Source organism: Acidovorax sp. 62 (assembly GCF_002754495.1).
Classification (GTDB): Bacteria; Pseudomonadota; Gammaproteobacteria; order Burkholderiales; family Burkholderiaceae_C; genus Acidovorax.
Genome location: NZ_PEFJ01000001.1, coordinates 4,856,277 through 4,869,276, shown reverse-complemented (window position 1 = coordinate 4,869,276; position 13,000 = coordinate 4,856,277). Strand labels below are relative to the sequence as shown.

14 protein-coding genes are annotated in these 13,000 nt (G+C 67.1%); 12 read left to right on the top strand and 2 right to left on the bottom strand.

Features of this window, described 5'->3' with window-relative positions; all coding sequences use genetic code 11:
• Window positions 1-17 precede the first annotated feature (17 nt).
• A complete protein-coding gene (locus CLU86_RS21890; RefSeq protein ID WP_099657939.1) occupies window positions 18-467 on the bottom strand; it encodes an OsmC family protein in 450 nt (149 codons plus the stop codon).
• A gap of 377 nt (window positions 468-844) precedes the next feature.
• On the opposite strand from CLU86_RS21890, the gene ilvA reads away from it, so the two are divergent.
• The 3 genes from ilvA (at window position 845) to CLU86_RS21875 (ending at window position 3,909) form a co-directional block, all read left to right on the top strand.
• Window positions 845-2,407, top strand: coding sequence for a threonine ammonia-lyase, biosynthetic (ilvA, locus tag CLU86_RS21885; RefSeq protein WP_099657938.1), 1,563 nt, complete (start codon window positions 845-847; stop codon window positions 2,405-2,407).
• Between the two features lie 75 nt (window positions 2,408-2,482).
• Window positions 2,483-3,292, top strand: coding sequence for an adenosylcobinamide-GDP ribazoletransferase (cobS, locus tag CLU86_RS21880; protein WP_099743099.1), 810 nt, complete (start codon window positions 2,483-2,485; stop codon window positions 3,290-3,292).
• The gene (locus tag CLU86_RS21875) at window positions 3,289-3,909 is read left to right on the top strand and encodes a histidine phosphatase family protein (protein WP_099743098.1); all 621 of its coding nucleotides are present in this window, start codon (window positions 3,289-3,291) and stop codon (window positions 3,907-3,909) included. The genes cobS and CLU86_RS21875 overlap by 4 nt, the downstream gene beginning before the upstream one ends.
• A 63-nt stretch (window positions 3,910-3,972) precedes the next feature.
• Here CLU86_RS21875 and CLU86_RS21870 read toward each other — a convergent pair whose 3' ends face one another.
• On the bottom strand, window positions 3,973-4,422 hold the full coding sequence (locus CLU86_RS21870) for a type II secretion system protein N (RefSeq protein ID WP_099657935.1): 450 nt from the start codon (window positions 4,420-4,422) through the stop codon (window positions 3,973-3,975).
• Between the two features lie 48 nt (window positions 4,423-4,470).
• On the opposite strand from CLU86_RS21870, the gene gspG reads away from it, so the two are divergent.
• From gspG to gspD, 9 genes are all read left to right on the top strand, one after another.
• Complete coding sequence (gspG, locus tag CLU86_RS21865; protein ID WP_304528981.1) at window positions 4,471-4,923, top strand: type II secretion system major pseudopilin GspG; 453 nt, start codon at window positions 4,471-4,473, stop codon at window positions 4,921-4,923.
• Window positions 4,924-5,021: 98 nt separating this feature from the next.
• On the top strand, window positions 5,022-5,462 hold the full coding sequence (locus CLU86_RS21860; RefSeq protein ID WP_199175163.1) for a prepilin-type N-terminal cleavage/methylation domain-containing protein: 441 nt from the start codon (window positions 5,022-5,024) through the stop codon (window positions 5,460-5,462).
• Entirely contained in the window at window positions 5,459-5,860 is a 402-nt protein-coding gene (gene gspI, locus CLU86_RS21855) for a type II secretion system minor pseudopilin GspI (protein ID WP_099743095.1), read from the top strand. The genes CLU86_RS21860 and gspI overlap by 4 nt, the downstream gene beginning before the upstream one ends.
• Entirely contained in the window at window positions 5,861-6,553 is a 693-nt protein-coding gene (locus CLU86_RS21850; RefSeq protein ID WP_099743094.1) for a type II secretion system protein J, read from the top strand.
• A complete protein-coding gene (gene gspK, locus CLU86_RS21845; protein WP_158236366.1) occupies window positions 6,550-7,563 on the top strand; it encodes a type II secretion system minor pseudopilin GspK in 1,014 nt (337 codons plus the stop codon). Before CLU86_RS21850 ends, gspK begins: the two co-directional genes overlap by 4 nt.
• Before the next feature lie 62 nt (window positions 7,564-7,625).
• Window positions 7,626-8,885: a type II secretion system protein GspL gene (gene gspL, locus CLU86_RS21840; protein WP_099743093.1), complete on the top strand. Its 1,260-nt coding sequence runs from the start codon at window positions 7,626-7,628 to the stop codon at window positions 8,883-8,885.
• Complete coding sequence (gspM, locus tag CLU86_RS21835; RefSeq protein WP_099743092.1) at window positions 8,882-9,421, top strand: type II secretion system protein GspM; 540 nt, start codon at window positions 8,882-8,884, stop codon at window positions 9,419-9,421. The genes gspL and gspM overlap by 4 nt, the downstream gene beginning before the upstream one ends.
• A gap of 152 nt (window positions 9,422-9,573) precedes the next feature.
• The gene (gspN, locus tag CLU86_RS21825) at window positions 9,574-10,317 is read left to right on the top strand and encodes a type II secretion system protein N (RefSeq protein ID WP_158235632.1); all 744 of its coding nucleotides are present in this window, start codon (window positions 9,574-9,576) and stop codon (window positions 10,315-10,317) included.
• A gap of 4 nt (window positions 10,318-10,321) precedes the next feature.
• Window positions 10,322-12,928, top strand: coding sequence for a type II secretion system secretin GspD (gspD, locus tag CLU86_RS21820; protein ID WP_158236365.1), 2,607 nt, complete (start codon window positions 10,322-10,324; stop codon window positions 12,926-12,928).
• The last annotated feature ends 72 nt before the right edge of the window (window positions 12,929-13,000 follow it).

Below are 13,000 nucleotides of genomic sequence, written 5' to 3'. Positions count from 1 at the left end.
GCCTGCGCCCAGACCAATCAGGCTTCCACGATATCAAAGCCGGTCGTGATTTCGGCCGTCTTGCCCAGCATGATGCTGGCCGAGCAGTATTTATCGTGGCTCATGGCAATGGCGCGCTCCACGGCCACGGCGGGAATGCCCCGCCCGGTCACCGTGAACTGCATGTGGATTTTGGTGAAGACCTTGGGATCCACCTCTGCGCGCTCGGAGGTAAGTTTGACGCTGCAGCCGCGAACATCGTGGCGGCCGCGCTTGAGGATCAGCACCACGTCATAGGCGGTGCAGCCTCCGGTCCCAGCCAACACGGTCTCCATGGGCCGCGGGGCCAGGTTCTGGCCGCCATTGGCGGGATTGGCGGCATCCGGGGCGCCATCCATGGTCAAAACATGGCCGCTGCCGGTTTCTGCAACAAACCCCATGCCTGAGCGCGTGCCCGAGGCCCCTGTCCAACTGACGGTGCATTCCATAGATTTCTCTCCTTTGGTGCGCATTAGAACCCGTCCAATGCGTGGTTTTTTTCGCACGAATTCGGCGTGCGCCTGAAAATTCGCTGTGAATTTTGCTGCATCGCAACAAGCATCCGGCTAGAATCCAACCAAGCGCGGTCACTTTGAACAAAAATGGCCAATGGCAACCAGTACAAACACTGATGTGCCACGCACCGATTGTCTCCTCCATCTCCTCAAAGGATGGATTCAGCCCCAAGCCTCACGGCCTGGGGCTTTTTTTTGCCCAAATGGCGCCCCTGCCGCGCCGTGCCCCAACAAGGTTCAGCCCCCGGCTGCCTGCACCACTATGATGTGTGCCCCTGCCTGCCCCGCAGTGCGGGTGACCCAATCGCCCCATGACACAGCCACTCACCCCCGCCGATTACCTGAAAAAGATCCTCACCGCCCGCGTCTATGACGTGGCCGTGGAGTCCCCCCTGGAGCCCGCCAAGAACCTGAGCCACCGCCTGAAAAACCGGGTGTTGCTCAAGCGCGAGGACCAGCAACCCGTCTTCAGCTTCAAGCTGCGCGGCGCCTACAACAAGATGGCGCACCTGACGCCCGCACAGCTGGAACGCGGCGTGATCTGCGCATCGGCTGGCAACCACGCCCAGGGCGTGGCCATGAGCGCCAAGCGCCTGGGCGTGCGGGCCGTCGTCGTCATGCCCACCACCACACCGCAGCTCAAGGTGGACGCCGTCAAGACACTCGGCGGCGAAGTCGTGCTGTTTGGCGACAGCTACTCCGACGCCTATGGCCACTCTCTGAAGCTCGAGAAAGAGCAGGGCCTGACTTTTGTGCATCCGTTCGACGACCCCGATGTGATTGCCGGGCAAGGGACGATTGCGATGGAGATCCTGCGGCAACTGCAAAGCCTGGGCAGCAACCAGCTCAATGCGGTGTTCGTGGCGATTGGCGGCGGTGGACTGGTCAGCGGCGTGGCCAACTACATCAAGGCCGTGCGGCCTGAGGTCAAGATCATCGGCGTGCAGATGAATGACTCGGACGCGATGATCCAATCCGTCAAGGCGCACGAGCGCGTGACCCTGGCCGATGTGGGCCTGTTCTCGGACGGCACCGCCGTCAAGCTGGTGGGCGAGGAGACCTTCCGCGTCGCGGCCGGGCTGGTGGACGAATTCATCACCGTAGACACCGACGCCGTGTGCGCCGCCATCAAGGATGTGTTTGTAGACACGCGCAGCATTGTGGAGCCCGCTGGGGCACTGGCCGTGGCCGCCATCAAGCAGTATGTGGACACGCACCACACCGAGGGCGAGACCTACGCCGCCATTTTGTGCGGCGCCAACATGAACTTCGACCGCCTGCGCTTTGTGGCCGAGCGTGCCGAGGTGGGCGAAGAGCGCGAAGCCCTGTTCGCCATCACCATCCCTGAAGAGCGCGGCAGCTTCCGTCGTTTTTGCGAAGCCGTGGGCGCCCTGCCAGGCGGACCGCGCAACGTCACAGAGTTCAACTACCGCATCAGCGATGCCGCCCGCGCCCATGTGTTTGTGGGCCTGACCACGCGCGGCAAAGGTGAGTCGGCCACGATTGCGCAGCACTTCAACCAGCAAGGCTTTGAGGCGCTGGACCTGACCCACGACGAACTGGCCAAGGAGCATTTGCGCCACCTGGTGGGCGGCCACTCGGCCCTGGCACAAGACGAGCGGCTGCTGCGCTTTGTCTTCCCCGAGCGGCCCGGCGCACTGCTCAAGTTCCTGAGCCTGATGCAGCCGACCTGGAACATCAGCCTCTTTCACTACCGCAACCAGGGCGCCGACTATGGCCGCATCCTGGTGGGCATGCAGGTGCCTGCCGAAGACACCGCCACATTCGATGCCTTCCTGGCCACCCTGGGCTACCCGTATGTGGACGAGACGAACAACCCGGCGTACCGGCTGTTTCTGCGCTCCGCATCTTGATCAAAATAGCCGCTAGCGCCCATTAACAAAGCGCTGGCAGCTATTAAATCAATAGTAAAACTGACACACACTGCCATGCAAGCCCTGCGCCACTACCTGCTGGCCGTGCAGTTCTTCACCCGCATTCCCGTCACGGGGCGGCTGGCCGACTGGGTGGGGTACAGCCCGGCCATGCTGCGCGCCAGTGCGGCGCACTTTCCGGGCATTGGCTGGCTGGCGGCGGGCTTGTCGTGCGCCGTGGTGGCGCTGCTGCACTGGGGGCTGGGCGCACAGCCCATGGCCCCGCTGGTGGCCGCCGTGCTCAGCACTGTGGCCACGGTGGTAATGACCGGCGGCTTCCATGAAGACGGCCTGGCCGACGTGGCCGACGGCCTGGGTGGCAGCTACGACCGAGAGCGCGCGCTGGACATCATGAAAGACTCGCGCGTCGGCGCCTTTGGGGCCATGGCGCTGGTGCTGGCCCTGCTGGCCAAGGTGAGCCTGCTGGCGCTGCTGGGTGCACACAGCCTGGGGGCCGTGCTGGCCGCGCTGGCGGGGGGGCATGTGCTCTCGCGCCTGTGGCCGCTGTTCATCGTGCGCTGGCTGCCGCATGTGGGCGACACAGCCCGCTCCAAAAGCAAGCCACTGGCCGACCAGATCTCGCGCCGCGCGCTGGCAGCCGCCGCCTTGTGGTGTTTTGTGCCGCTAGCGCTGGTCTATCAAGCGCAAGAAGCTATATTTTTAATAGCATCCATCGCTCTCAGCATGGCGGCAGCAGCCTGGATGGGGCGCTGGTTTGCCCGGCGCCTGCAGGGCTTTACCGGCGACTGCCTGGGCGCCACCCAGCAAGTGGGCGAAATCGGCTTTTACCTGGGCGCTGCGCTGGCCCTGGGCGCCGCACGGTGAGCCCTGCGACCCTGTGGGTAGTGCGGCACGCTGCGCCTTGCATCGCGCCCGGCACCTGCTACGGCCTGCTGGACGTGCCCGCCGACCCTGAAGCCACCCAGATGGCCGCACAGCGGCTGGCAAGCTCGCTGCCAAATCCCCTGCTCTTATGCCACTCTCCGCTACAAAGATGTGAGCATCTAGCGCTTTCTCTGTGCGCCCTACAGGCCAATTTAAGTAGCAATGCAGATGGGCGCCTGCGCGAAATGGACTTCGGCCAGTGGGAAGGCCGCCTGTGGGCCGACATCGCCCGCCATGAGCTGGATGCCTGGACGCAGGATTTCACCCGCTACCGCCCCGGCCAAGGCGAAGACCTGGCCAGCATGCTGACCCGGGTAAGCGCGGCCTTGGGCGAGGCGCAACAACACCTGCAGCGCGGCACCCATGTGGTCTGGATCACGCATGCCGGGGTCGCCCGGTGTGTGGATTGGCTGGTCAGGCAAGGCAGCCTGGCTGCGGCGTTGCAAGTCACGGCAGAGCAATGGCCGCTGCACGCACCCGGGTTTGGAGAATGGCAAACCTATGCGATGGCCCCGCACGGTGTGCTGGCTGCGCTGCAACAGGCGCAGCAGGTGTAACAGCCGTAACTGCAGCGGTCTTTCCGCAACACTGAAACCGGTCGCGCAGGGCCCCCAAAAAGATCAGCCCTTGGGCGGCATCTCCAGGCGCACCGTGGTGGGTCCATCCACCGTGGCCCCCAGCGCCGCCTGGCGCGGGCCCAGCGACTGCAGCACCAGCCCGGCATCCACCTGCGCCCCAATGCGGTAGGGCCGCGCGGGCTTGCCGTCCATGGCGATCAGTGCCGCACCGCCGCCGCTGGTGCGGCCCGACAGCACGCCCTGCAGCGCAAACCGGCTTGAGGGCGCGGCCACCGGGGCCTTGACCACCGCAGTGGCGGGCGATGCGCCCAGCAAGCGCGCCAGCGCGCCCGCATCAGGCGCGGCAGGGGCCGCTGCCGCGACCGGCACGGCCACACCCGAAGGCCGGGAGGACAAGCGCAGACCCCAATAGACCACGCTGGCGCCCGCCGCAGCCCACAAGACCAGAGTCCCCAATCGCATGCCCCATTGAGAGTGTGTGTTTGTCACCATGCGCAGATTATGATTCACGCGATCCGAGATCACCCGAGAACGCCTGCAGTGAACACATCTCCCTCTTCCTTCGTGCGCTCCGCCCGCCAAAGTCTGGCCCGGGGCTTCACCCTCATTGAATTGATGGTGGTGATGGTCATCATTGGCGTGCTGGCCGCGCTGATCGTGCCCAACGTGCTCGAACGTGCCGACGACGCCCGCGTGACGGCCGCCAAGACCGACATCGCCAACATCGTGCAGCAGCTCAAGATGTACCGCCTGGACAACCAGCGCTACCCCTCGGCCGAGCAAGGCCTGCAGGCCCTGATTGCCAAGCCGACCTCCGGCCCCATCCCCAACAACTGGAAGCCCTACCTGGACAAGCTGCCCAATGACCCCTGGGGCCGCCCCTACCAGTACCTGAGCCCCGGCATCAAGGGTGAGATCGACGTGATGTCGTTCGGCGCAGACGGGCAGTCGGGCGGCGAAGGCAAGGATGCGGACATTGGCAGCTGGCAATAAAGCCAACCGAGCCCGAGTGAAACCGACTCTCTCATGCCTGCAATGGACGCCCGTGGCCGCCGCCACCTGATGCGGCTGTGCTGAAACCTTTTCATGCTTTGACCGCTCTGCGCCGCACGCACAGGGCGCGCGGCTTCACGCTGCTGGAGCTACTGGTCGTCATCAGCATCATGGCGCTGGCCACGGCCGGGGTGTCCATGGCCATCCGCGACAACGGCCAGACCGTGCTGGAGCGCGAGGCCGCGCGGCTGGCCGCGCTGCTGGAATCAGGCCGGGCACAGTCGCGCTCCACCGGGGCCCCCGTGCGCTGGCGAGCGACGGAGCAAGGCTTTAAGTTTGAGGGCCTGCCCGCCAGCGCCCTGCCCAGCCAATGGCTGGACCCAGGCGTCACCGTGCGCGGCACCGCCGTGTTGCTGCTGGGGCCGGAGCCCCTCATCGGCCCACAGCAAGTGGTCATCACCCACCAGAACTACCCCGACCGCGCCCTGCGCGTGGTCACCGACGGGCTGCGCCCCTTCACGGTGGAGTCCCTGCCATGACACCGCAGCGCACAGCCACTCGCCCAGCGTGTCGCCCGGCCCATCACCTCACCCGTGGCTTCACCCTGGTGGAAGTGCTGGTCGCCCTGGCCATTGTGGCTATTGCACTGCTGGCAGGCACGCAGGCCGCCAGCACGCTCACCCGCAATGCCCAGCGCCAGTCCGACATCGTGCTGGCCCAGTTGTGCGCCGAAAACGAACTCATCAAAGCCCGCCTGTCGCGCCAGATGCCCAGCGTGGGCGACAGCACCGAGCCCTGCGAGCAAGCGGGTCGGCAGTTCACGGTGAACGTGATCGTGCGGCCCACGCCCAACCCCCAGTTCCGGCGCATGGATGCGCAGGTGTTTGACGCAGACATGTCCATCCTGCGCATCTCCACCATCATCGGGAGGAACTGAATGCGCCCGTTGACCCAACCGAGCGGCGTGGCAAAGCCAGCCCTGCGCGGCTTCACACTCATCGAACTGCTGGTCGCCATCACCGTGATGGCGCTCATCGCCATCTTGAGCTGGCGCGGCATCGACGGCATGGTGCGCACGCAAGAAGCCACACGCCAGCGCGCCGACGACATGCTGGTGCTGCAAGCCTCTCTGGCCCAATGGGGCGCCGACCTGGACGCACTGGTGTCCCCGCTGGCCCACACCACGCCACTGGACTGGGACGGCCAAGTGCTGCGCCTGACGCGCCGCAGCACCGCCGTGCCCGACGAAGGCCCCGTGGTGGTGGCTTGGACGCGCCGTGAGACCAATGCCGGGGCGCAGTGGCTGCGCTGGCAGTCCCCCACCGTGCGCACCCGCACCCAATGGCAAGAGGCCTGGGCACGGGCCGCACAATGGGCCCGCACCCCGGGCGATGCAGAGCGCCGCAGCGAGGTCGCGCTCATCCCCATCGACGGCTGGCAATTGTTCTATTACCGGGGCGGTGCCTGGTCCAACGCGTTGTCCAGCGTGGGCACAGTGCCCGGCACCGACGGCAGCAGCACTCTGCCTGAGGGCATACGCCTGCAAATCACCCTCAGCCCTGGCGGTGCGCTCAGCGGCCTGCTGGTGCGCGACTGGATCAATCCCGCACTGGGAGGCAGCCGCACATGACGCTGCACCCGCCCGCCAAGCCCCAGCCACTGAGCGCCCCGCGTCAAACCGGGGCCGCCCTGTTGGCAGCCATGCTCACCGTGACGCTGGTGGCCACCCTGGCCGCTGCCGCGATGTGGCAGCAGTGGCGTGCGGTGGAGGTGGAAACCGCCGAGCGCGGCCGGGTACAAGCCGCGTGGATCTTGGTGGGCGCACTGGACTGGTCGCGCCTGATCCTGCGAGAAGACGGCCGCGCTGGCGGCGCCGACCACTTGGCAGAACCTTGGGCTATCCCGCTGCAAGAAGCGCGGTTGTCCACTTTCTTGGCGGCCGAGCGCAACGTCTCGCAGGTGGACGATGCCACAACAGACACTACCGAGGCCTTCCTGTCGGGCCAGATCATCGACATGCAAAGCCGCTTGAACCTCACCAGCCTGGTCGATGCCGGGCAGGTGCAAGCGGGGGGGCTGAAGCAATTCACCCGCTTGTTTGAGCGGCTGGGCCTGCCGCAGCAGCAGCTCACATCCCTGGTGGAGGCTTTGCGCAAAGCCCAGTCGGCTGCAGGCACCGACGACGCCAACGCGCCCCTCATGCCCCAGACCGTGTCGCAACTGGGCTGGCTGGGCGTCCCCGCCAGCACCATCGCCATCCTGAGCCCGCATGTCACCATCTTGCCCGTGCGCACCCCGGTGAACCTGAACACCGCTCAGTTGGACGTGCTGTGGGCTGCTATCGATGGGATCGACTTGGCCAGCGCCCAAAAGCTGATCGCCAGCCGCGAATCGCGCCACTTCAAGGTGCTCAACGATGCCATAACGTTGCTTGGAACAAACACTGTGCCAGACACCGATCTGATCACGGTCGCCTCGCGCTTCTTTGAAGTGCGTGGGCGCCTGCGGCTGGGCGAATCCGTTGTGGACGAGCGCTCTCTGGTGCGCAAAGACAGCACCAACAGCGTCGTGACCCTCTGGCGCGAGCGCGGCGTTTTTGACCGCGACCCCGCCACTGCAGCCGCACAGGCACCCCGCTGACAGGGCAGAACATGCCCCCAACCGACATGTCAGCCCCCTAAAATGGCCTGCAATACTTGCCCATGAGCTCCCTGATCCTTACCCTGCCCCTGACGCCACCGGGCATCGCCACCAAATACAGCTACACGCTGACGTCGGACGGCCACACCGCCACCGACCATGCGCGTGCGGCTGCTGCCTTGCTGCCCGAGCCCTCACGCCCCGGCGGCGAAGTGGTGGCCATGGTGCCGATCTCGGCTCTGTCATGGCAGCGGGTGCAACTGCCCCCCGGCATTCCGCTGGGGCCCAACCACCAGACGCCGCGCCTGCGCTCCATTCTGGAAGGCCTGCTGGAAGACCGCCTGCTGGACGACCCCGCCCAACTGCACTTTGCGCTGCAGCCCGGCGCCGAGGCTGGCAGCCCCGTGTGGGTTGCGGTGTGCGACCGCAGCTGGCTGCGCGACAACCTGCAGGCGCTGGAAGCCGCAGGCCGTGCTGTATCGCGCGTGGTGCCCGAGTTTGCCCCCGGCCCCACGGCCAGCGGCACCACCGAAATCTGCGCCCTGGGCAGCCCCAGCGAGCCGCAGATGATCCTGTGCGGCCAGGGCCCCGACCAGAGCGTGACCATGCTGCCCCTGTCGGCCGCCGTGCTGGCACTGGCAGGGCTCACATCCACCACCGACGACGACGCCCCCGCCCCCGTGGTGCGCGCCGACCCGGCCGTGGCCGAGGTGGCCGAGCGCACCCTGGGCCGCCAGGTCACACTGCACACCGCTACCCAGCGCGCGCTGGATGCCGCCCGGGGCGACTGGGACCTGGCCCAATTTGAACTGGCCAGCACCAGCCGCATCCGCGCCATGCGCAAGGCAGGCACGGCCGCCAGCGCGCTGCTGTATGCCCCCCAGTGGCGCGCCGCACGCTGGGCTGCAGCCTTGCTGGTGGGCGTGCATCTGGTGGGCTTGAACCTGTGGGCCTGGCAAGAAAAGCAGGCACTGGCCGCCAAGCAGGTGGCCGTGCGCAACGCGCTGACCACCACCTTCCCCCAGGTCAAAGTGGTGGTGGATGCGCCCGTGCAGATGGAGCGCGAACTGGGCCTGCTGCGCCAAAAGGCAGGCAGCGTATCGCCGCGTGACCTGGAACCCCTGATGGCGGCCGTGGGCGCCAGCCTGCCGGACGACCGCGTGCCCACCGCCCTTGAATTTGCCCCCGGCGAGCTGCGCCTGCGCGGCGTCACCCTGGCCCCCGACGAGGAATCTGTGTTCAACACCCGATTGCAGGCCGCTGGCTACAGCGCGCGCACCGAAGATGGCACCTTGCTGGTGCGTGCCGAGGGGACGCCATGAGCCGCGCCGCCGCCCTGCAAGCGCGCTGGAAGGCCCTGGCCCCGCGCGAACAAAGCCTGGTGCTGGCGGCCGCTGGCGTGGTGCTGCTCGCCCTGTTGTGGTGGGTGGCCCTGGCCCCGGCCCTAGGCACCTTGCACCAGGCGCCCGAGCTGCATGGCAAGCTGGACTTGCAACTGCAGCACATGCAGCGCCTGCAGGCCGAAGCCCAGCAACTGCAAGCCCAGCCCCAGACCTCGCCCACCGACGCCGTGGGTGCGCTGCGCGCAGCACTCACCCAGCGCCTGGGCACTGCCGCCCAGATGAACGTGCTGGGCGACCGCGTCACCGTCACCCTCAAAGGCGCACCGGCCGATGCCGTGGCCCAGTGGCTGGCCCTGGCCCGCACCAATGCGCGCGCCGTGCCGGTCGAATCGCGCCTGACCCGCAGCACCGCAGCCACCCCAGCCAATGCCGGTCCGGCCACACTGGGTAACACCGGTGCCGCGCCGGTGCCCCGCTGGGATGGCACCGTGGTGCTGGCCCTGCCCGCCCGTTGACACAGACTGTGCCCCGCACCGCACCCCACACCGTGTCTACCCGCCCCCGATCCAGCACCAGTCGCTCCAACAGCGCAGGCCACTCCAGCAGCAAGGGCCGCTCACGTTCGCGCAGCGCCTCCAAGCCGCCCCGCGCCCCTTGGGGCTGGGCCATTGCCGGAGCCCTGGCGGGGCTGCTGCCCGCCATCGTGGTCTTTGCCCCCGCACAGTGGCTGACCCAGCGGCTGAGCGCCGCCACCGGAGGCCAGGTGCAATTGACGCAGGCGCGTGGCACCGTGTGGACAGGCTCTGCCCAGCTGGTGTTGACCGGTGGCGGCGCCAGCCAAGACCGTGCCGCCCTGCCCGGCCGGCTGGAGTGGCAGCTGCGCCCCTCCTGGAGCGGGCTGCGACTGCAGGTGCATGCCAGTTGCTGCACCCAGCAACCCATTCAGGCCAGCATCCAGCTGCAGCTGGGGCGCGTGCGCCTGGCGCTGCAAGACAACAGCAGCCAATGGCCCGCCGCCGTGCTGGCCGGCCTGGGCACGCCGTGGAACACGCTGCAGCCGCAAGGGCAATTGATGTTGCAGACCCGGGGGCTGGAGGCGGTGTGGTCTGCCGGGCGCATGGTGCTGGCAGGCACGGCGCAACTTGATGCCATGTCCATGTCCTCGCGCCTGTCCACCCTGCGCCCCATGGGCAGCTACCGGTTGAACCTGGCGGGGGGCGAAGTGCCCACCCTCACCCTCAGCACCCTGCAAGGGCACCTGCAGCTCAGCGGCAGTGGCCAGTGGGTGGGACAACGCCTGCGCTTTACCGGCGAAGCCACAGCGGCCCCGGACCGCGAAGCGGCACTGGCCAATCTTCTGAATATCATCGGGCGGCGCAGCGGCGCACGCTCCCTCATTACCGTGGGTTGACCCTATGACGACTTCCATTCTTTCGCCACGCCTGCGTTTTGCTATGAATAGCATAGCTTTCAGCGCTTTCTTGGCGTGCCTTAGCGGCCAAATTAATGCGCAAACTGCGGTGGGCACGGGCACCAGCAGCGTGCGCTCGGGCGAGCCGGTCACCCTCAACTTTGCCAACGCCGAGATCGAAGCCGTGGCCCGCACCATGGCCACCATCACCGGTCGCAACGTGGTGGTGGACCCCCGCGTGAAGGGACAGCTCACCCTGATCACCGAGCGGGCCGTGCCCCCGGCCGCCGCGTTCCAGCAGTTTCTGGCCGCACTGCGCCTGCAGGGCTTTACGGTGGTGGAGTCTGCGGGCCTGTACAAGGTGGTGCCCGAGGCCGATGCCAAGCTGCAAAGCGGTGGCGTGAGTGTGTCGCAAGGCGGCAGCTCCAGCGGCCCCAGCGGCGGGCAGATCGTCACGCAGATCTTCAAGCTCAACTTTGAGAACGCGGCCAACCTGGTGCCGGTGCTGCGTCCGCTGATCAGCCCCAACAACACCATCAACGTGAACCCCGGCAACAACTCGCTGGTGATCACCGACTACGCCGACAACCTGCAGCGCCTGGCCCGCATCATCGCGGCCATGGACGTCTCCAACGCCACCGATGTGGAGGTGATCCCGCTGCGCAACGCGGTGGCGGCCGACATGGCTCCCCTGGTGTCGCGGCTGATCGACGGCAGCAGCAGCGGCGCGGCCGCCGGTGCAGCGCAGGGCCAGTCCGACAACTCCTTCAAGACCACGCTGCTGGCCGAGCCCCGCAGCAATTCGCTGATTCTGCGTGCCGCCAACCCGGCACGCGTGGCGCTGGTGCGCATGCTGGTCGAAAAGCTGGACCAACCGCCGGTGCCCGGCAGCGCGGCGTCCACCGGCAACATCCACGTGGTGTACCTGAAGAACGCCGACGCCACCAAGCTGGCCACCACCCTGCGTGCAGCCATGGCCAGCGCCAATGGCAATGGCAGCTCCAGTGGCGGCGGCGTGTCTGCCAGCAGCACCAGCACGGGCAGCACCAGCGCATCGTCGCTGGGCAACAGCACGAGCAGCAGCAATGGCGGCGGCCTGGGCTCCAGCAGTGGCCTGGGGGCCAGCACAGGCGGCAGCAGCGGTGGCGCCACCAGCAACCAACCTTCGACCGGCGGACAAATCCAGGCCGACCCGACCACCAACTCGCTCATCATCAGCGCCCCCGAACCCCAGTACCGCCAGCTGCGCGCCGTGATCGACAAGCTCGACGGCCGCCGCGCGCAGGTGCTGGTCGAAAGCCTGATCGTGGAAGTCTCTGCCAGCAAGCTCGCACAGTTCGGCATCCAGTGGCAGGGCACCGTGGGCAGCAGCGGCAGTGGCACCGTGGGGGTGATCGGCACCAACTCCGGCACGGCAGGCACCAACATTCTGAGCGCCACAGCGGCGCTGGCCACGGGCTCCACGTCCAGCATTGCCACCGCCGTCGGCTCACTGGGTGGCGGCTTGAACATGGCACTGGCACCGCGCATCAACGGCCAGTACTACCTGGGCGCGTTGGCCAACTTCCTGCAAAACAGCGGCGACGCCAACGTGCTGTCCACGCCCAACCTGATGACGCTGGACAACGAAGAAGCCAAGATCGTCATCGGCAACAACGTGCCGTTTGTGACGGGCTCTTATGCCAACACCACCGGTAGCAGCACCGTGAACCCGTTCAACACGGTAGAGCGCAAGGACGTGGGCCTGATGCTGCGCGTGCGCCCGCAGATCAGCGAAAACGGCACGGTGAAGATGGCGATTTACCAGGAGGTCTCGAAGATCGACGCCTCCACGCTCAAGGACACCAACGGGCCCACCACCAGCAAGCGCTCCATCGAGTCGAACGTGGTGGTGGACGACGGCAACATCATCGTGATTGGCGGCCTGCTGGAAGACAGCTACTCGCAAGCCGAAGACAAGGTGCCAGTGATGGGCGACATCCCCGTGGTGGGCGCCCTGTTTCGCAGCGAAAACCGCTCGCGCAAGAAGACCAACCTGATGGTGTTCCTGCGCCCCGTCGTGGTGCGCGACACCGTCACCAGCGACGCCCTCATGGCCGACCGGTACGAGTCAATCCGCGCGCTGCAGCAAGTGGTGCAGCCCGCCTCCAACCCGGTGATGCGCTCCGTGTCTGGCGCGCCCATCCTGCCGCCACTGGAGCCCCGCCCCCGCGCCGAGGCCCCAGCGCCCGCCCCCGCAGCCCCCGTGGAGGTGCCCGCACCGCTGATGCCACAGCAGGTGATGCCGCCCATGGTCACGCCCGCACCCGCTGTAGCCCCTGTGTCAGCAGCACCCATGCCGTCAGCCACCGAGGCCGCGGCCCACACCGACCCAGCACTGCCGCCCACGTATTTTGTGAACGTGGGCATTTTTGCCAATGACAAAACCGCCACCGACGCGATGAACAAGCTGCGCAAAGCGGCACTGCCGATGAATGTGCAGACCGTGAACACCAACCGGGGCAACCGCACCCGCGTGCAGGTGGGCCCGTTCAACACGCAGCAGGCGGCAGACAAGGCGGCTGTGTCGGTGCGTGCCCTGGCACTCGAAGCCGACGTGATTCGGCAGTGAGCGGTGCGCTAGCGTGCTGCGCCCTGGACGCAAGAGGGCCCCGCCCGGCTGCGCAAGCGCCACGGCGGGGTC